Raw genomic sequence first — 19,468 nt, forward strand, 5'->3', positions numbered from 1 at the left:
ATTTAATGGAATGACTATTTGCTGGCTGTATTTTGGGTTACATGAATTTGTAGGGCAGCTTGCCTGCACTTTATTTCCCTGGTGAGGCAGACCTAACTTCATTTATTTATTAATTTCTTCTTTCTCTATAAAAGCAGTACCGCATCGCCCGCGGCATACACCCGGATATTCTGCGTCAGCGCCTGAGCGACAAAGGCTTTGAGCACTTCGGGCAACGCGGCTTCTTCCACGTAAGCGACGGTGAGATGGTTGCTCTGATGCCCGGCCATCAGGTCGTCACGGGTGACGCCGTCCAGCACCGCATTCAGCAGCGGCCATTCGTAGTTGGTGGCGCGGCGGCGGCGTTCGAACTCCGCTTCCGGCAATTCGACGCCGGTTCCCGTGCCGATATGCATCACCACCTGAACGCCCTCGTAGTGGGCGCGCGCCCAGATGAAGCGCCCCGCCTTGCCCTGACCGGTGATGGTCGAACCGCCGTAGGGGAAGAACATCGGCGGCTGGCGGTAGCCGGTGGCGCCGGCGATGCCGCCCCGGAGATGGGCGAACGGCACCGCGCCGGAAATCTCCAAGTCCCAGTAGAAGGTGCCCTGATATTCGCTGCCCCAGCGGATGTCGTGCAGCGTGGTTTCCGCCGGCATTCCCAGCGCCTCCAGCAGCCGCGCCAGCATCACCTGCGGGATGGCGCTGCCCATGTCGACTTCGTTAACACAAGGAATGGCGCGATCGGGCCAGATAATCTCGCCGTTTTCATCGGGGATGGGGAAGCGCTCCGCATTTCCTATAGCGCCTTCGGCAAAATCGGAGGCGGCGCAGCAATCTTTTAGCCCTTGCTGGTATTGAACGCCGACGGCGCTTAAACCAAAACGTTTCACAAAACGCGCCATAGCGATCATCATGGCGCACTGTTCCAGCACTTGTTCCCGGGTTAAATGCTGACGACCATCATCACCAAACTGGAATTGCATTCCTCGCTGTTGATACCATTGCAGGCAATCTTCTCGTAACGAAAGAGGGACTTTCGCCATCTCAACCAGCAGGGCCGATTGCGACAGCGACTCAACCGGGATACCTGTATTGATCATTGCCTGTTGCGGGAAGACGCCGTTAATCATCCCCATACAAAACGGATCAAACAGCCCGACAATCGCCTTGTGTTGCAGAATATATTGGCCGACCTGACGACCGATTTTCCCTGCATGGCTGGACATGACTTCATGTGTCGGCGGGATATCGCGCAGGTAGCGGGTTTTATGATTTACGGCGCCATCGCGCAGCCACGTATTCAGTCCCTGTAAAAAGGGCTCATCTTCAAAGCTTTCGGACCACAAACGGGAGAATGGACGGCCCAGACTGGTCAGACTGCCGGCCATGCATAACATCCCGACCAAACCTGGCCAGGTGCCGTCGAAATTGGCCAGCAACAGGATGGGCCCCCGATGGTGTACCAGCGATGGCGCGATATGGTGGGAATACTGCCAGGCGGTGAGCAGCACAATAATCGGCGCTTCCGGGTGAATCGCCGCAAATAAATCACTGCCTTCTTTCTGACTGCTGATAAAGCCGTGTCCGCGTTGTTTATCAACGGAATGGGCTCGTTTCATCTGGTAGCCGAGTCGTTCCAGCGCGGTCTGTAAGCGGGTTTCAAACTGCTGTTGCGTGGGCCAGCAGGTGAGGTTTGCCGGTTCGCGTAAATCTGCGTTGGTGACCAGCAGAACTTCGTTCTGAGCGGCCGTGATCGTTGCCGGAGGCGGCGGGAGCGTGAGTTTCAGCATGTTTTTCTCCTGGTTTAAAATGAATGTTCATACCCTGTTTGAGTACAATCGCCCGTGTAATAGCGATTCATCCAAAAACACAGACTTTGTCATCTTTCGGGCGCCGGTTCGTTTTCCTGCTATTTGATTGTCTTTATTTATCCGGTTGGTCGATTGCGGTTATTCCGCACGTTGAAACCTGCCGGAAATATTCAAAATGGATATTGCATCTGTTGTTTTGCACGCTGGATGTCCTGATACATCTGGAGATAGACGCGGTACTTTGCATCGTGGAAATCCTGCTGCGTTTTGTCTGCTTTCACGATCTTTCCTGGGTAAACCAGCGCGGCGGCGGCCTCAGGCAACGAGTCATATTCGCCGCAGGCGACGGCGCCTAGCAACGCGGCTCCCAAGGTCACGGCATCGTCTTCCCTTACCTGATGAATGTCACAGCCGGTAATGTTGGCGTACTCACGTAGCCATAGAGGGTTTTTGGTTGCGCCGCCGCATAGCACCAGTCTGTGAATGCGATGACCTGCCTCATTGAGGCTGTCGATAATGTGGCGGGTGCCATAGGCAATCGCCTGCAAGGTGGCGAGATAAAGCCGGGCGAGCGAGTCGGGGCCTTGTTCCAATGTCAGGCCGAAAATTGCTCCGCGGGCGTGAGGGTTAGCCCGTGGCGAACGGTTGCCATGATGATCGGCCAACACATGTAAATGTTGCGTGGGGTGGAATTCTCGTTGTTCAAGCGAGTCAACCCATTGATTCAGCAACGTATATGGACTGCACCCTTGTTTCTCCGCTTCCTGCTGCAAGGGCTGCCAGCAGCTATGCTGGCGCAATGTCCAGTCAACCAGCGCGCCCGCCGCGCTTTGTCCGCCTTCGTTCAGCCACCATTGCGGCAACATGGCGCTCCAGTAGGGGCCCCATACGCCCGGCACCATGACGGGTTCCCGGCTCACCAGCATATGGCAGTTGGACGTTCCGCTAATCAGTGCCAGGCTGCCCTGTGGTTGCTGGCCGATCAGCGCTAATCCGCCTGCGTGAGCGTCAATGATGCCGCTGGCAACCACGACTTGTGGTGTTAGCCCGCACTGGCGAGCAACGTGCTCCTGAAGATAGCCGGCTTTTTCACCGAGATTGAGAATGTGGGCGGGAATTTTGGCAGGCAGGTCAGTCAAATCGATAGCGGTGAGCAGAGATGCGCTGAAGCGGTTCTCGTGCGCCAAATAGTTCCATTTGCATGTCAGCGTGCACACGCTGGCCACATCTGCGCCCGTTGCTTTCCACACCAGATAATCCGCCAGGTCGAATAAGCGCCATGCCTGTTGATAGCGTTCCGGAAAGTGCCGCTTAAGCCACAGGATTTTGGGCAGTTCCATCTCGATACTGACCTCGCCGCCTACGTAGCGCAGCGCGTCGTCGCCCGTCGCGTTGATCGCGGCGGTTTCGCCATCCGCTCGATGATCCATCCACATGATGATGTCGCGTTCAGTTTCACCTTGTTCAGAAACCGAGATGGGGCGGCCGTTCGGTCCCACCACGACCAGCGAGCAGGTGGCGTCAAACCCGATTGACCGAATTTGCTCTGACGCAACGCCAGATAACGTCACGGCTTCTTTAATCGTGTCGCAGACGGCCTGCCAAATTTCGACGGACGATTGCTCCACCACATTCACACGCGGATGGAACTGGTTTATCGGGCGTATCGCAAAGGCAAGGCGCTGGCCGTTACGGTCGAAAACGCCTGACCTGACACTGGCTGACCCGACATCCACGCCAATAAAACACGCATCTCTCATCGCTTTATCTCTTTTGCTAACTCGAGTTAGCAAGATATTTTAAGCAAACGAAAGAAACAACGGATTTACGCTGGGTTTGTGAGCTCGATCGATGTTCAAAAAATAATCAATTTAAATAACAATGAATAACATTATCCGATCTATCTCGGCATGGCGGTGCTGAAACAGCAATACGGTGTGCTGGTGTCGGTCTTTGCCGTGGCGCAGGCGCCTGGCGGCGTGGATATTTCCAAACTGCCGTTGGAGCGCGCTGACGAGCACCGGCGTTGCGTTTTACTGCGCAGGTTAATGCTATGCGTTCGAGGTGTTGCCGCCATTATTGCGCGGCGGTTCGCAACGGCATAATCGCGGTAAACAGCGGGTGTTGGCGCGGTTTTCTAAGTGTGTCAGCATCGGTTGATGCAGATTATAGCGATGGTTAGGGCTAGATATGGAGTGGCTGACTGCGTTTGCGCAAGGATGGTATGGAGGGTGGCTATGCCTATTGGCATTCAGCGGGCTGATGGTCGGCAGTTTTCTGAATGTGGTTATTTACCGTCTGCCAATCATGCTGGAACGCCGCTGGCAACGTGAGGCGCGGGTATATCTGGGGATGGCGGCGCCCGAGGCGGAGCCAGGTTTCAACCTGTGTTGGCCGCCTTCGCGCTGCCCGCACTGCCGGCGGCGGATTGCGCTGAAAGACAACATTCCCCTGTTCAGTTGGCTGTGGCTGCGTGGGCGATCGCGCTGTTGCCGGCGGCCGGTTTGCGGGCGATATCCGCTGGTTGAGTCGCTCGCCGCGCTGGGTTTCCTGACGGCGGGCATGCAATACCCGCCGGGAGACGCGCTATGGGGGCGATTGGTGCTGTGCTCCTTTCTGCTGGCGCTGGCGGCGATTGATAGCGAAACGCAGCTGCTGCCGGATAGCCTGACGTTGCCGCTCTTGTGGCTGGGACTGCTGTTTAATCTCTCCGCAACCTTTGTTCCGCTGGATGAGGCGGTCGTGGGGGCGGTTGCGGGCTACCTGTCTCTGTGGCTGCTGTATTGGGGCGTTAAGCTTCTCCGCGGCAAAGAGGCGCTGGGCTACGGCGATTTTAAGCTGCTGGCCGCGCTGGGCGGCTGGCTGGGATGGCGGGCGCTGCCCAATCTGCTGCTGATCGCCGCGCTGAGCGGGCTGGTGGTTACGCTATTGTGGCGCAGGCTGCGGCGGGAAAAGGCCGACCGGCCGCTGGCGTTTGGGCCCTGGCTGGCGCTGGGGGCGCTGGGGGCGCTGGCTCTGTTGTAGCGCATAATGACATTTAGCCCGGGCGGTTTAAAAGCAGCGGAGAAATGCCGGCCGGGATAATCATGGCGACCATAAAAATAGGCTGACGGCGTAACCCCGTCAGCCTGCTTAAAATTGTTTCTTTGGTTAGCTTCCTGCCCCGCGGATTAGTGTCTGTCGGGCAAATAACCGATGGTTATTCCACCATCAGCATAAACGTACTCGCCCAGACAACCAGACAAAATGAGATACCCATAAAAAAATATTTCACCGATATATTCTCCAGCAGAAACCACGCCAGCAACGATCCCGATTGTGCGTTTTATTATGGAAGGGAAATGTTTACACCGGTTACCAGTTCGCAGCAGGGAAACAGCTTCCCATTGTCATCACCGGAGCACGCTCCGATCATAACGGGATCGGCGCTAAATCTACGCCGAGTAGGGGACATAATTCAAGAGGTCTCAGGTACTATATTTGCTGAAATAGCATTAAAAAGCGTTGGGGTTTTATTGCCGGCGTTTGGCGGTCCGCGGGCGATTTCGCCGCCGTTTGTCAGGTAAATCGGGCAATGGCGGTTATCTCTGTTATTATTGCGGCAAAATCACGCGCCGTTCGCTGTACTGGCGTCGCCTTTCGTCATGTTGCCTTTGGTAATAATAGAGTAATCACTGTGAGCACAACCTCTTTTTCCTCCCTCGCGCTGCCGGCCGGGCAGTTATCCAATCTTAATGAGCTGGGCTATAGCGCCATGACGCCGGTGCAGGCGGCGGCGTTGCCGGCCATCCTGAGCGGCGCCGACGTGCGCGCCAGGGCGAAAACCGGCAGCGGCAAAACGGCCGCCTTCGGCATCGGTTTGCTCAATCACATCGTGGTCGGGGAGTTTACTACCCAGGCGCTGGTGCTGTGTCCGACGCGGGAACTGGCGGATCAGGTAAGTAAGGAGCTGCGCCGTCTGGCGCGCTTTGCGCAGAATATCAAGATCCTGACCCTGTGCGGCGGGCAGCCGATGGGACATCAGATCGACTCGCTGGTGCATGCTCCGCATATCGTGGTGGGAACGCCGGGGCGTATCCAGGATCACCTGCGCCGGCGTTCGCTGTCGCTGGAGTCCCTGAAAGTGCTGGTGCTGGATGAGGCCGATCGGATGCTGGATATGGGCTTTACCGAAGCCATTGATGACGTGATTGGCTATGCGCCGTCCGACCGTCAGACGCTGCTGTTTTCCGCCACCTATCCGCCGGAGATTGAGCAAATCAGCGCGCGCGTGCAACGCCAGCCGGTGAATTTCGAAGTCGCCGAGGACGGGGATGAGCCCGCCATCGAACAGCGTTTTTATGAAACCGACAAAGAACGGCGCGTGCCGCTGCTGATTGACCTGCTGAGCCACTATCAGCCCGCTTCCTGCGTGGTGTTCTGCAACACCAAGCGTGACTGTCAGAGCGTGTTCGACGCGCTGGATGCGCGCGGCATAAGCGTGCTGGCGCTGCACGGCGATCTGGAACAGCGCGATCGCGATCAGGTGCTGGTGCGTTTTGCCAATCGCAGCTGCCGTGTGCTGGTGGCCACCGACGTCGCCGCCCGCGGTCTGGATATCAAGGATCTGCAACTGGTGGTGAATTTCGAGCTGGCCTTCGACCCCGAAGTGCACGTGCACCGCATCGGCAGAACCGGCCGCGCGGGGATGGAAGGGCTGGCCGTCAGCCTGTGTACTCCGCAGGAAATGAGCCGCGCCCATCTGATAGAGGATTATCTGGGAATACGCATTAACTGGACGCCGGCGGCGGAGATCGGTCGCGGGGCAGCGACCCCGCTGGAGCCGGAAATGGCGACGCTGTGCATCGACGGCGGTCGGAAAGCCAAAATCCGTCCGGGGGATATTCTCGGCGCCCTGACCGGAGAGGCCGGGCTAACGGCGGCGGAGGTGGGTAAAATCGATATGTTCCCGCTTCACGCCTATGTCGCTATCCGTAAAGCCAGCGCCAAACGGGCGCTGCAACAGTTGCAGCAGGGGAAAATCAAAGGAAAAAGCTGCAAGGTGCGGCTGCTGAAGTAAGCCGAGCAATCATCTCCGTCCACATATTGCCCTGTTATCAAAGCAGGGCAATTCCCATCCTGCCGACGGTTACTGCGCGGCGAATTCCGCGGTGGGTTTCAGGGTAAAACCTTCCCCGGTGTTGCCGCTGATGCGTAAGAAGCGGGTTTCTCCTGCTTTCAGGAACGGCGTCTGACTACCTGAGGTATCGCGCCAGACGCAGGCGTTATTATAATAGCCATCCTGTCCCAGACTCACCGTATGTTGCCCGACGGGGATCCTGAACTCGGCTTTCTCCGCCGAGGCGATGGAGCCGGCGAATTCATTATCGATCATCACGCCGATGCGGCAGGTGCCCGCCAGCCAGCCTTTATCCCGCACGACCACCAGAGTCGCATAGGGCGTGGTCGGGGTGTTCTGATACAGCATCAGACGGCTGGGGGGAACGGACCGAATATCATTTAGTCTGGGCTGTGACGTACTGCAACTCACGACCGCCAGCGATAACAGCAGGGGAAATAGATAGCGCATTAAGGGTAACCTGATGAAAAAGTGAAAAATCGAGTATAGCAGCAACGGCCGCCGATCAGCATGGCCCGTATGCTCGGTTAAGTCTTAATTTGCCTGCTTGACCGGCACATCCTGTACCTTGAGGCCGTAGGCGGTCCAGCAGGAAACGCCGAAGAACAGCGCCGCGTACATGCCGAGCGAGATGCCGGTGGTATCTTTATTACGAATAATGTGCACCACCTGCAAGAAGAAGGAGCCGGTGGTGACCCATGCGGCCAGCGTTCCCAGCGCTATCGGCAACTGATAGAACGTCAGTATCGACAGCGCGGCGGCGACGACCGTTCCCAGCACGATCAGCAAATGTTTTTTCATCTTATTTTCCCCTCGGGTGACGTATGGATCCTGGTCTGAACCTCGTCAACGGCCGCGCGCAGATGTTCGGTAAACGCTGTTTGACGACGCACCGAGCCGAACAGAACGGGCTGGTCGGCAAAGGCGGCCGGCGGGTCATCGGCGCTGAAAATACGTTGCACATCCAGGGTGTCGATAGCGCGTTCCTGGTAGCTGAACGACAGTTCTCCGTGGTGATGGCGCTGCATAAAAAGAAAGAACAGCGCCGGCAGACGCAGCGTCGCCTGCGGTATTTTCCCCTGGCGATAGCCATCTTTTAAGGTGGAGACGATAAAACCATGCAGTTTGGCGATGCTGTCGGATGACACGCGAGCGACGGTATCGCGCACCCCGCGATTACTAAAACGTCGATGGTTTCATAGCGGCGTTCTGGGTTTTTAGCTGTCGCAGGGTCTTTTGCGTGGGGCTGTTGCGGATGTTGCACAATGCCATGTGCCAGTGGTTGTCTCCCTTTTTCCCGTGCGCGGCGAGTAGGATTCTGCGGGAATTGCGTCTATGCTGAGTGCTGAAATACGGGGCTGTCCCCACTGTCGACATAACGAACTGGAATAAGGAACAACACTTTGGCTGGAGCAAGTTTACTCACGCTGCTGGATGATATTGCTACGTTGCTTGATGATATTGCGGTGATGGGAAAAATGGCGGTTAAAAAAACCGCCGGGGTATTGGGGGACGACCTCTCCCTGAATGCCCAGCAGGTAAGCGGCGTTAAGGCGAACCGTGAATTACCGGTGGTGTGGCGGGTGGCGAAAGGTTCCTTTCTTAACAAGCTGTTTCTGGTGCCGGTGGCCTTGCTGATCAGCGCGTTTATCCCCTGGCTGATAACTCCTTTGCTGATGATCGGCGGCGCTTTTCTCTGCTATGAGGGCGTGGAAAAGGTGATGCACAGCCTGCATCAGGATAAAGCGGAAAAGACGCCGGAAGCCCGCCAGCAGCGATTACTGGCTGCGGCGCAGTCCGCCGACACCGAGGGCTACGAAAATGACAAGGTGAAAGGGGCGATACGCACCGATTTTATCCTTTCGGCCGAGATTGTGGCGATTACGCTGGGCATTGTGTCGGAATCGCCGCTGCTTAATCAGGTTCTCGTCCTGTCCGGTATCGCCATTCTGGTGACCGTCGGCGTATACGGCATTGTGGCCGGTATCGTCAAGCTGGACGACCTGGGCCTGTGGCTGGAACAGCGGGCCTCCTACGTGGCGCAAAAGGTGGGAGGCGCGCTGCTGGTGGCGGCGCCCTGGCTGATGAAAATCCTTTCTGTCGTCGGGACGCTGGCGATGTTTTTGGTCGGCGGCGGCATTGTGGTTCACGGTTGGCCGCTGCTTCATCACGCCGTTACCGATTTTGGGGAGAAATTCGGCGGCTTTGGCGCGGTGCTGACGGACAACCTGGCCAACCTGATTATCGGTTTTATCGTCGGCGCCGTCGTACTGTTTGCGGTAACGGTGATATCCCGTTTACGCGGCAAGAAATAAGTTAGGCGCATGTGAGCAACATCAGAGCGGAATAGCGCCTGCTCTGGTGTTTATTTGTAGCCTGATTGAAATAAACCTGCCTTTTTAAATAACGTTAACCTTCCGGCGGAAAAAATATTAATTAACCGCCGCGAACGTTTATATTAATCATATTGTAATTATTGAATTTTTATTTTTATCCTGATGTTTTATTAGCCATGCTTATGTTTTTTAAAGCGGTTGAATATGGCGAAGCGGCAAAATAAGCCGATAAAAACCGATAAATTCCCGCCGCCTTTATCTTCCCTTTGAGAGTCCCAGTCTAGAGATAAATTGGCTATAGATAGTTTTTTTTCTCATTTTACAATGGAATATCGGTATGTTTTTTTATGGCGTCTTTGTTTGATTCCCTATTGAAAACCAGGGCATGAATACCCTTGCAGCGCTTGCGCTGCAATATATTGATCAGCAAGCAATACCGCCACGGATGCCGGGACAAAGATATTCATCAACTCAATTCGTACCCGAATTAATTAAAGCGATACAGGATAGCGATGAAAGATAATGAATCTTTTCGGCAGTTTATCGAGCGATTAAGAAATGAGGGCGAACTCATTGATTTCAGACAGCCGGTAGATATCCGCCATATTGCGACATTGGTCGATCAGTCCGATAAGGCCATCATGTTTCACCACGTCATCGGCTACGATATTCCGGTTGTTTCCGGCATCATCCGTTCGCAAAAGCGGGTCATCATGTCGATGGGGTGTCAGGCTTATCAGGAGATAGAGGGCAAGCTGCAAAAGGCCATCGATAATCCGCTCCCGCCGACGCGGGTGGCGACGTCCCCCATACAGGAGGTGGTGCTTGAGGGAGACGACATCGACCTGTACAAGCTGCCGATTCCCATGAGTTCGATCTATGACGGCGGCCCGATGATCACCGCCGGGGTGGTGATTGCCCGCGATCCCGAGTTCGGCCTCAATTCCGGCATCTATCGTTTTATCGTCAAGGAGAAGGATCTTACCGGTATCGATCTCGTTACCCCAAACAATATGCGGCTTTTCGCCCAGCGGGCGTTCGAGGCCGGAAAACCCTGTCCCATCTCCATTTCTATCGGCACGCATCCCTATGAAATCATGGGCTCGGGATTTCGCGCGCCGCTCGGCGTCGACGAAATGGCGATCGCCGGCGGACTGCGCGAGACGCCGGTCGAGCTCGCGCCCGGCCACCTGATCGACGTGCCCTGTATCGCGGATGCGGAAATTGTTATCGAAGCGGAGATCCTGCCGACGGGATGGGTCTATCCGGAAGGCCGCTTCGGCGAGTTTACCCGGCTGATGGGCGGCCTGCACTGGAACCCGATCGTGCGGGTAAAAGCGATCCGCCGGCGCAAGGACGCCATTTATTATGCGCTGCATATGCCGTGGGAGAATACCTGGCTCGCCGCGCCTACCCGCTACACGCAGATTCGCCAGGCGCTGAAGACGGCGGGCGTGACGGTCAAGGATATCAACGTCACCCTGGGGGGATGCGCATTCTGGCACGCGGTTATCTCCATCAGAAAACAGGCGGGCGAGGGGAAAAACGCCTTGCTCGCCGCGCTTTCGGTTATGGATCTTAAACATGTGGTGGTGGTTGACGACGATATCGACGTCTTCAATCCGGTGGACGTCGAATGGGCCATCGCCACCCGCGTGCAGGCGGACAAGGATCTCGTCGTCATCAGCGGCGCGCGGGGCAAACCGCTGGATCCCAGCCTGCCGGTGACGCCGCCCGGCGTGGTGCCTACCACGGCGAAACTGGGGATTGACGCCACCATTTCGGAGGGGATCCCCCACGAGCGCTTTGAGCGCATCGCCTACGCCTATGCGGATAGCGCGCGGCTGGAGGAGTATATCGCCGGCAAAGCGGACGTGGACGGAACCACGGCAAGTGATGCGCAGATTGACGCCGTAGCCGATGAGATCCTGGCCATGATTCGCACGGAGCCGCGTTTTTATACCGACATCGCTGATGCGCTTGGGCGCTACAACTTCGAAACCGTCGCCCGCGCCCTGGGCAAACTGCACGGCACGCAGCGGCTATGGCAGGATGCCCGCGGGCGGATGTGCGAACGCGGCTCAGAGTTTGCCGTGCGTTTTCCGCAGTGAATGCGTCGTTTATTTATCCTCAACGCCAGACCTTCTTACTCTTCAGGGAAATATTATGCTAACGAAAAACGCCATACTTATCGGGGCGCTGGTTGCCATCAGCGGACTGTTTTCGGTTGCCGCCGCCCAGGAGTCCGTCATTAAAATCGGCGCGGCGCAGACATCGGCCGCGTCGCTGCCGATTATCGTTGCCGACCAGGAGGGGCTGCTTAAAGCCGAAGGGCTTTCCTATCAACGTTTCGATTTCAAAGGCGGCGGCCCGGCGATTCAGGCTCTGGCATCCGGCAGCGTTGATGCGTGCATCTGCGCGGTCGAACATGCGGTTCGCCTACAGGAAAGGGGGCTGGGGGGAAAGGTGCTGGTCTCCCTGGCTGACCGCCACAGCTACGCGTTGCTCGCCGGGGCCGATTTGTCCGCGACGCGTCTCGCGGATCTCAAAGGGCAAAAAATCGGCATCACCTCCGCGGGCAGCCTGACGGATACCACGGTGCGCTACGCCATTCGCAAAATCGGCCTCGATCCGGATAAGGATTTTAGCCTTATCGCCGTTGGCCGCGCCGGCGCGCAGCGGGCCGCCATTCAGGCCGGCGCCATCTCCGCCGGCATGTTCACCACCCCGGATATCCAGATCACCCTCGCCGATAGCGGCAAGTTCAAGATCCTGGAAGATTACCGCACGCTGGCCTACCCCTCGCAGGGGCTGATCGTGACGGACGGCTGGCTGGAGAAAAATCCGCAGCGGGCCGCCGCCCTTTCCCGGGCCATCACCAAGGCGCTGGCGATGATTCATCAGGATCCGCTTGTGCTGACCAAGGCGCTTAAAGAGATGTTCCCCGAGGTCAAGGACGACGCGCTTATCCGGCAGATCATCACTGACGTTACCTCCGGTTACCTGTCGACCGATGGCGTGCTTTCTCCGGAGAGCTACGCCACCCTTGGCGAGATTGTTCGCACGGTAACCCCGAACGAGAACGTCTCCTCATACCGGGATATCACCATTAACACGCATCACTGAGAGGGATTTTAATGCCTTTCGCAACCCTGTTCGGGAGCCGCCATGCTCAAGACAACCCTGCCCGGGAGAACCATGAACGGGCGTAATAATGCCGGCTTGCCCGCGCGGCGTCACGCCGGGTGGCGCTCGGCGGTGGCGCCGCAGATGGCGTTGATTATCGTGCTGCTTCTGCTCTGGGAACTGGCCTCTTACCATCTGTACAATCCGTTCTGGGGCAGTCGCCCCAGTATGATTGCCGAGCGCCTGTTTGAGCTGGCGCTCAGCGGCCATCTGTGGCTGCACACCTCCACCACGCTGCTGGAAGCCGCCGCCGGTCTGCTGCTGGCGGCGATTGTCGGCGTGCCCGTCGGCATCGGGCTTGCCTGCGCGCCGCGGCTGGCGCGCCTGCTCGACCCCATCATCATGGGGCTGTATGGCCTGCCGCGCGTGGCGCTGGCGCCGCTTTTTATTCTGTGGTTCGGCATCGGCCTGTTTTCCAAAATCACCATGTCGTTCACCATGGTGATCTTTATCTTTATTCTCAATGTGATGGAGGGCATCAGAACCATTGATGCCGACCAGATCGACCTGATGAAATCGATGCGCGCAGGGCGGTTGTATATCGCCAGAACCGTGCTTTTTCCCGCGGTGGTGCCGTGGATCCTGGCCTCGTTTCGCATTGGCGTCGGCCTGGCGCTGATTGGCGCGGTGGTCGGGGAGCTGATCGGATCCAACCGGGGGCTGGGCTGGTACATTGAAAGCTCCGGCGGCCAGCTCGATACCACCGGGGTGTTCAGCGGTCTGGTTGTGCTTATGGTCCTGGCCATGTGCGCCAATTACCTGATCGGCTTTATTGAAAAGAGGATAATCCGGTGGCGTTAACGACCCATATTTATCAGGAGGGGGCGGGAGCGAGCGATCCCCGGCCGCCAACGGCGCAGCCTTATCGCGCGGAATTGCGCGATCTTCGCGTCGCTTTTCCCCTGGCGGATGGCGCGCAGCTTGAGGTTCTCGCGGGGATTTCGCTGACGGTGGCGGAAGGCGAATTCATTGCCATCGTCGGCCCGAGCGGCTGCGGAAAATCCACCGTGCTGCGCGCGCTTTGCGGTTTGCTGCAACCTTCCGGCGGCATCAGCATGGTGGATGGCAAACCGGTGACGGGCACGCCGCCCGGCGTGGGCTTTATGTTCCAGAAAGATGCGCTCCTGCCCTGGAAAACCGTGAGCGGCAATATTCGCATCGGCGCCGAGCTGGGCGGGATGCCGGCGGAGCAGCGGGACGAGCGCATTGCCGCGCTGATAACGCTTCTGCATCTGGATGGTTTTGAACATGCCTGGCCGCATCAGCTCTCCGGCGGGATGCGCCAGCGCGTTTCTTTGGGCCGTCTGCTGGCCTACCAGCCCTCTTTGATGCTGATGGATGAGCCCTTTGGCGCGCTTGATTACCAAACCAAGATCGCCATGGGCAGGGAACTGCTCAGGGTGTGGGAGGCGGAACGCCGCTCGATTATCTTTGTCACCCATGATATTGAGGAAGCGGTGGCCCTCGCGGACCGGGTGATCGTCTTCAGCGCCCGCCCGGCAAGCATCATCGCGGATTACCGCGTTACCTTGCCGCGGCCGCGCCACCTGCGCGCGCTGCGCGGCGATCCCGCCTTTATCCAACTGACGGAGGCCATCTGGTCCAATTTGGCGCTGCCCTCCTGAATGTCGCGGCGTGCTCGGCGCACCGCTGGAAGGATTATGAGCAACATGGCTTTAATTTTGTTTTTAATAAGCGCCGTCTTTAACGGCATTTAAATTTAACCGGTCGGCGATGGGCTGGATGCCGTATTGATTGCAGAGACGCGGGTCTATTATTTAGGGTATAGGGAAGGGGAATATTAGCCGCTAACGATTATTAGCGGCTAAAAAACCGATAGCGGAAGTATCAGATGGCGAAATCTTCCAGTTTTTTGCCGCTTTCCAGCGCCGCGGTTATGGCTTTTGGCGTTCTTCCTTGACCGGTCCAGGTTTTTTCATCGCCGTTCTCATCAATATATTTGTATTTAGCGGGACGGGGATGACGTTTTGCTTTGGCCGGTTTAGATTTTACACTTTCCAACAGTTCAGCCGGGTCTATGCCGTCTTCAAGCAATTTAGCGCGAATCGCTTCCAGTTTGGCCAGACGCTCAGCCTGTTCCTTTTGAACTTTGCTTTCTTCTTCACGGCGCTCTTCAACAATGGCGGTGAATTTGCTTAACAGATCTTCAAGCACCTCAAGATCGGTATCTCTGGCCTGAGCACGAAGAGAGCGGACATTATTGAGGATGTTAAAACTCATCATTGGGGTTCCTTATGTTGAAAAGATATTATCAGCATACAAGATATTTGGCGCTAAAACGAGACCGATGTATTGCTATATAAAGATTACCTTGTGTTAAATCTGGATTTCATTCAAATATAACAGGTATGCCATAAGTTATCACCTTATGCCGCTTGCCGGCAAATCAGCTGAATATTTATTTCTCCTATTGTTCACACATAATTAATTGACCATCTCCCCTATCATTTAAATGGCAGTGGAGATAAACCGACCTGGCTGCAAAAGAAAAACTAAAGGGGATTAGTTGTCGGACGATTTTTAGTTTTGGGGATTATTGCCGCCCCAATGACGCTGGCGCGACAAATAGGGTTAATACAGGCGCCTGAGGCTTTTTGTCCGGGTTACAGTGGTGGTGGTCGGGGCGCGCCGCTTGGCGTGTGATGGTGTCCCCGACTGGAATCGAACCAGTAACTAGCCCTTAGGAGGGGCTTGTTATATCCGTTTAACTACGGGGACTTAGCGCGGAGCCATTATACTCATTTTGGCTCCGATAATAAGCACTTGACTGCTCGTTTGCTCAAAGTGTCAGCACTCAGGCCGCTTTTTTACCCGTCGTCGGTTTTTCCTTGCCGTTCGTCGGCGCTTTCTTGTTTTGGTTGCTCATGTCGTTACGGATTTGGGCATGGCTTATCAGGGCGAAAATAAAGGTGCCGCCGATAATGTTGCCCGCCAGCGTCGGCAGCGCGAAAGGCCAGAGAAAATCCTGCCAGGCGATTTGGCCGATAAACACCAGATAAAAAATTTCCGAGGCGCCGGCGACAATGTGAGTGAGATTGCTGAAGGCGATCAGCCAGGTCATGATGATGATGATCCATATTTTGGCTGAACCGGAGCGGGGTAACATCCAGACCATGGTGGCGATAATCCAGCCGGAAACCACCGCGTTGGAGAACATTTCCCCCGGCGAGTTTTTCATCACTTTCAGGGAAAGCTCGATTAGCGCATCGCGGGTGGCGCCGTCAAAAACGGGCATATAGGTGAATGCCAGCGCCGCCAGCGCCGTACCCGCCAGATTGCCGCCCAACACCAGTCCCCATAGCCGCGACAGCAGATAAAAGTTATGCCGTGCCGGGTTTTGCATGATAGGCAGTACCGCGGTCACGGTATTTTCGGTAAACAACTGCTGGCGAGCCATAATCACGATGACAAAACCAATGGTGTAGCCAAAACTTTGCAGTAAAAAAGCGCCGGGTACGCCCACCAGATTGATGTGCAGTATACCGATGGCCATAAACGACGTCCCCATCGACAGGCCCGCGGCGACGGCCGACCAGAACAGCGCCATGGCGTCACGTTCCAGCTCCTTCTGTCCTTCCTGACGGATCTCTTCATGGATGGCGGCGGCGGGGGAGGGCAGGATATCTTCATCAATCTCGATTTCTTTTCCCTGGTTTTTTTCTTCGCTTTCCACTTCGTTATCATCATTCCGTTGTTTGGCTTTTCCCTTGGGAATAGGTTTTTTCGCTGACGGTTGGTTCATCTGTGTTCCCTCTGTTTTCCTGCTGATGGTTATAGCGTAGCCATTTTCGACATATCTGGTAGCGGCGGTCGTCCGGCGGCAGGCTATGCTATGATTTTGTCACGCGGGCGGGGCGTGTGCGTCGGGCGCGGCTAAACCGAGCGGATCGGCCGTATTTCCCCCGTCGGGGGATTATTGAGAGTTGTCTGACAATCGTCCGAAAAGACGGGAATACACAAGCCGAAGTAGAAGCGAAGCAATAAAATGTTACACTGTTGGCCGATATGTCGCCCTTGCTTTTCAGTCGGTTGGACTGGGCGCAGCCAACGCATCTGCAGCTTGAAGTATGACGGGTATAAACAGGGAGAACAGATATGAATTACCGCCTGAGTGGGGTGGCGTTTGCCAGCGTGTTGCTCGTTGGCTGCGCCAGCTCCGGGGATCGCCCTCAAGAAGGGCGTTCGGACCCGCTTGAAGGTTTCAACCGTTCCATGTTCAGCTTTAACTACAACGTGCTGGACCCTTATGTGGTAAGGCCGGCGGCCGTGGCGTGGCGGGATTACGTGCCGACGCCGGCGCGCAACGGGCTGAACAACTTTTTTGGCAACCTGTCCGAACCCGCGGCGATGGTGAACTACTTTGTCGAAGGCAAGCCGTACAAGGCGATGATTCATTTCAACCGTTTCTTCCTCAATACCCTGTTGGGAATGGGCGGTCTGATTGACGTGGCGTCAATGGCTAACCCCAAACTGGCAAAAGAGGAGCCTCGCCGTTTCGGCAGCACGCTGGGTAATTACGGCGTAGGGTATGGGCCGTACGTGGTGTTGCCTGGCTATGGCAGCGTCACCATCCGTGAAGACGGCGGCGGTTACGTCGACACCCTCTATCCGGCGCTGAGCTACCTGACATTCTGGATGTCGGCGGGTAAATGGGTGCTGGAAGGTTTGGAAACGCGGGCGCAGTTGCTGGATTCCGACGGAATGCTGAGTAACTCTTCCGATCCTTACCTGATGGTGCGCGAAGCCTATTTCCAGCGGCATGATTTTCTGGCCGGCGACGGGCAGCTTAATGCGCCGGTGAATCCCAATGCGGCGGCGATTGAAGACTCGCTCGGCGAGATTGACTCCGCCCAGTAGCGACGCGTAATTGTCGTGCTGACCCAAGGCGCCTGCGGGCGCCTTTAGCTTTTATAAAATGCTGCTAAACTTGTTTCCCATTGGGGTATCAGTCGGTTTGTTTCGTAAAAGTTATTACATTGTTGATTGTTTATTTACTTACAAAAATTTCTTTTCTCCTCCCAGATAACAATAATGTTGCGTTGCCGGCCAGAGCTGATGCCCCTTTGCTGCTGAAAAGAGTCAGCCAACTGATTTTTTTGTTAAAAACCGTATTAACAAAAAGGTCATGAAATGATGGTTTTTCGCTATAAAGGAGCAGGGTCTTGCTGACGATAAGGGATGTCTGAAAAGTCTATTTGCCTGCAATTATAAAAATTCAATGAATAGAGATATAAGCATGAAAAAACTACTCACGATGATTTTATACCTGAGCATGGTTGGGGTAGCCCCACTGGCGACGGCGCAAGAAAACGGCACCGCGGACAAAACCACGGATGTGGTGCTGATTGGCGGCGGTATTATGAGCTCGACGCTTGGCGTCTATTTGCAGGAGCTTCAGCCCGACTGGTCGATCGACATGATCGAACGTCTGGATAATGTCGCGGAAGAGAGTTCCAACGGCTGGAACAACGCCGGCACCGGTCACTCCGCCTTTATGGAGCTGAACTACACGCCGGAGCCTGAGAATGAAAGCGACCCGGTCAATATCAGTAAAGCGGTAGAGATCACCGAAGCCTTCGAGATATCGCGCCAGTTCTGGTCGCATCAGGTTAAAAACGGCGTGCTTCACGATCCGCACTCCTTTATCAACAGCGTGCCGCACATCAGCTTTGTGTGGGGGGATGAAAACTCCCATTTCCTGCAACGCCGCTATGAAGCGATGCAGCACAGCACGCTGTACCGCGGGATGGAGTTCTCCAACGATCCGAACGTCATCAAAGAGTGGGCGCCGCTGATTATCGAAGGCCGCGATCCGGCGCAGAAAATCGCCGCCACGCGCATGCCCATCGGCACGGATGTAAACTATGGCGAAATTACCCGCCAGCTGGTGAGTTCTCTGCAGAAAAAGCAGAATTTCGCCCTGCACCTCAATTCTGAAGTCCGCGATATCAAACGTAATGCGGATAACACCTGGAGCATCACCTACGCCGATCTGAAAAACGGCGAGAAGGAGAGCGTGGTCAAGGCCAAGTTTGTCTTTATCGGCGCGGGCGGGGCGGCGTTGCAACTGCTGCAGAAATCCGGTATTCCGGAAGCTGACGGCTACGGCGGTTTCCCGGTCGGCGGCGAGTTTCTGGTAACGGAAAATCCTGAAATAGTGAAACGCCATCTGGCGAAAGTCTATGGCAAAGCGTCCGTCGGCGCGCCGCCGATGTCGGTTCCGCATCTGGACACCCGTATTTTCGACGGCAAGCCGGTGCTGCTGTTCGGGCCGTTCGCCACCTTTTCCAGCAAGTTCCTGAAAAATGGTTCGCTGTGGGATCTGATCGATTCGGTTACCCTGTCCAACGCTTTGCCCATGGCGAAGGTGGGGCTGGATAATTTCGATCTGGTTAAATATCTGATTAGCCAGGTGATGATGGACGACGACGACCGTTTCGCCGCGTTGAAGGAATATTTCCCCGACGCCAAGAAAGAAGACTGGAAGCTGGTCATTGCCGGACAGCGCGTACAGGTCATCAAGAAAGATGAGGATAAAGGCGGCGTGCTGAAGCTGGGCACCGAGATTGTCAGCTCGCAGGATGGTTCCATCGCCGCCCTGCTGGGCGCTTCTCCGGGCGCGTCCACCTCGGCGCCGATCATGCTGAGCCTGCTGAAAACGGTCTTTAAAGATAAGGTCGCGACGCCGGAATGGCAGGCCAAGCTGAAGGAAATCATCCCTTCCTACGGCCAGACGCTGGACGGCAATATTGAATTGACCAATAAGATCCGCAGCTACACCAGCAGCACCTTGCAGTTGAACTATATTGAAGTAAAACCGGAATAACGGTTCGATAATCGATAAGGCCGCGCAAGCGGCCTTTCAGATTGCTGACGAACCCCACATTTTCCGTGGGGTTCTTGTTTTATAAGCGACCGTAGGTCGCGATCGCGATATTTTTTGCCTTCAGACCATGACCGCGTCTAGTGTCATCATCCGCTTCTTATTGCGCCTTATCAGGCCGTATTCAGCC

General features: G+C 55.9%; 17 protein-coding genes, 1 tRNA gene and 1 pseudogene. 10 read left to right on the top strand and 9 right to left on the bottom strand.

What is annotated here, in order from left to right; translation table 11 throughout:
* Positions 1–125: 125 nt before the first annotated feature.
* Positions 126–1,772 carry a signal transduction protein gene (locus DDT56_RS03395; RefSeq protein ID WP_136165094.1) on the bottom strand — a complete coding sequence of 549 codons (1,647 nt, stop codon included), beginning with the start codon at positions 1,770–1,772 and terminating at the stop codon, positions 126–128.
* A gap of 191 nt (positions 1,773–1,963) precedes the next feature.
* The gene (locus tag DDT56_RS03400; protein ID WP_136165095.1) at positions 1,964–3,553 is read right to left on the bottom strand and encodes an FGGY-family carbohydrate kinase; all 1,590 of its coding nucleotides are present in this window, start codon (positions 3,551–3,553) and stop codon (positions 1,964–1,966) included.
* Positions 3,554–3,703: 150 nt separating this feature from the next.
* Between DDT56_RS03400 and DDT56_RS03405 the strand changes: the two genes are divergently transcribed.
* Both DDT56_RS03405 and DDT56_RS03410 read left to right on the top strand, forming a co-directional pair.
* Positions 3,704–3,898: a hypothetical protein gene (locus DDT56_RS03405; protein WP_136165096.1), complete on the top strand. Its 195-nt coding sequence runs from the start codon at positions 3,704–3,706 to the stop codon at positions 3,896–3,898.
* Positions 3,899–3,983: 85 nt separating this feature from the next.
* Positions 3,984–4,817: a prepilin peptidase gene (locus DDT56_RS03410; protein WP_136165097.1), complete on the top strand. Its 834-nt coding sequence runs from the start codon at positions 3,984–3,986 to the stop codon at positions 4,815–4,817.
* 175 nt (positions 4,818–4,992) lie between these two features.
* Here the strand turns inward: DDT56_RS03410 and ypdK are convergent, their stop codons facing one another.
* Positions 4,993–5,067, bottom strand: a complete 75-nt coding sequence (gene ypdK / locus DDT56_RS25145) for a membrane protein YpdK (RefSeq protein ID WP_121576320.1) — start codon at positions 5,065–5,067, stop codon at positions 4,993–4,995.
* Between the two features lie 402 nt (positions 5,068–5,469).
* On the opposite strand from ypdK, the gene dbpA reads away from it, so the two are divergent.
* The gene (dbpA, locus tag DDT56_RS03420) at positions 5,470–6,852 is read left to right on the top strand and encodes an ATP-dependent RNA helicase DbpA (RefSeq protein ID WP_136165098.1); all 1,383 of its coding nucleotides are present in this window, start codon (positions 5,470–5,472) and stop codon (positions 6,850–6,852) included.
* Between the two features lie 69 nt (positions 6,853–6,921).
* Here dbpA and DDT56_RS03425 read toward each other — a convergent pair whose 3' ends face one another.
* From DDT56_RS03425 to DDT56_RS03435, 3 genes and pseudogenes are all read right to left on the bottom strand, one after another.
* Entirely contained in the window at positions 6,922–7,362 is a 441-nt protein-coding gene (locus DDT56_RS03425; protein ID WP_136165099.1) for a hypothetical protein, read from the bottom strand.
* Positions 7,363–7,446: 84 nt separating this feature from the next.
* A complete protein-coding gene (locus tag DDT56_RS03430; protein ID WP_136165100.1) occupies positions 7,447–7,713 on the bottom strand; it encodes a SemiSWEET family sugar transporter in 267 nt (88 codons plus the stop codon).
* Positions 7,710–8,090 (bottom strand): annotated as a pseudogene (locus DDT56_RS03435) (D-arabinitol 4-dehydrogenase); the annotation flags it as partial. The pseudogene DDT56_RS03435 and the gene DDT56_RS03430, both read right to left, overlap by 4 nt.
* A 225-nt stretch (positions 8,091–8,315) precedes the next feature.
* On the opposite strand from DDT56_RS03435, the gene DDT56_RS03440 reads away from it, so the two are divergent.
* The 5 genes from DDT56_RS03440 to DDT56_RS03460 all read left to right on the top strand — a co-directional run bounded on the left by DDT56_RS03440 (position 8,316) and on the right by DDT56_RS03460 (position 14,059).
* Positions 8,316–9,227 carry a DUF808 family protein gene (locus tag DDT56_RS03440; RefSeq protein WP_136165102.1) on the top strand — a complete coding sequence of 304 codons (912 nt, stop codon included), beginning with the start codon at positions 8,316–8,318 and terminating at the stop codon, positions 9,225–9,227.
* Positions 9,228–9,760: 533 nt separating this feature from the next.
* A complete protein-coding gene (locus tag DDT56_RS03445) occupies positions 9,761–11,359 on the top strand; it encodes a UbiD family decarboxylase (RefSeq protein WP_136165103.1) in 1,599 nt (532 codons plus the stop codon).
* A gap of 55 nt (positions 11,360–11,414) precedes the next feature.
* Positions 11,415–12,374: an ABC transporter substrate-binding protein gene (locus tag DDT56_RS03450; protein ID WP_168197564.1), complete on the top strand. Its 960-nt coding sequence runs from the start codon at positions 11,415–11,417 to the stop codon at positions 12,372–12,374.
* A gap of 42 nt (positions 12,375–12,416) precedes the next feature.
* Positions 12,417–13,235 carry an ABC transporter permease gene (locus DDT56_RS03455; RefSeq protein WP_246856710.1) on the top strand — a complete coding sequence of 273 codons (819 nt, stop codon included), beginning with the start codon at positions 12,417–12,419 and terminating at the stop codon, positions 13,233–13,235.
* Positions 13,226–14,059, top strand: a complete 834-nt coding sequence (locus DDT56_RS03460) for an ABC transporter ATP-binding protein (RefSeq protein WP_136165105.1) — start codon at positions 13,226–13,228, stop codon at positions 14,057–14,059. Before DDT56_RS03455 ends, DDT56_RS03460 begins: the two co-directional genes overlap by 10 nt.
* Before the next feature lie 223 nt (positions 14,060–14,282).
* Here DDT56_RS03460 and DDT56_RS03465 read toward each other — a convergent pair whose 3' ends face one another.
* From DDT56_RS03465 to DDT56_RS03475, 3 genes are all read right to left on the bottom strand, one after another.
* Positions 14,283–14,678 carry an H-NS family histone-like protein gene (locus tag DDT56_RS03465; RefSeq protein WP_136165106.1) on the bottom strand — a complete coding sequence of 132 codons (396 nt, stop codon included), beginning with the start codon at positions 14,676–14,678 and terminating at the stop codon, positions 14,283–14,285.
* A 420-nt stretch (positions 14,679–15,098) separates the two neighbouring features.
* Positions 15,099–15,173: transfer RNA gene (locus tag DDT56_RS03470), tRNA-Arg, on the bottom strand.
* Positions 15,174–15,249: 76 nt separating this feature from the next.
* Positions 15,250–16,197 (bottom strand): formate/nitrite transporter family protein, encoded by a 948-nt coding sequence (locus tag DDT56_RS03475; protein WP_136165107.1) that lies wholly within the window; start codon positions 16,195–16,197, stop codon positions 15,250–15,252.
* 353 nt (positions 16,198–16,550) lie between these two features.
* Here DDT56_RS03475 and mlaA point away from each other — a divergent pair, with 353 nt between their 5' ends.
* Both mlaA and mqo read left to right on the top strand, forming a co-directional pair.
* The gene (gene mlaA, locus DDT56_RS03480; RefSeq protein WP_136165108.1) at positions 16,551–17,312 is read left to right on the top strand and encodes a phospholipid-binding lipoprotein MlaA; all 762 of its coding nucleotides are present in this window, start codon (positions 16,551–16,553) and stop codon (positions 17,310–17,312) included.
* Between the two features lie 379 nt (positions 17,313–17,691).
* A complete protein-coding gene (gene mqo, locus DDT56_RS03485; protein ID WP_136165109.1) occupies positions 17,692–19,281 on the top strand; it encodes a malate dehydrogenase (quinone) in 1,590 nt (529 codons plus the stop codon).
* Positions 19,282–19,468: the final 187 nt, after the last annotated feature.

The sequence above is a fragment of the Brenneria corticis genome, from assembly GCF_003115855.1.
Classification (GTDB): Bacteria; Pseudomonadota; Gammaproteobacteria; order Enterobacterales; family Enterobacteriaceae; genus Brenneria; species Brenneria corticis.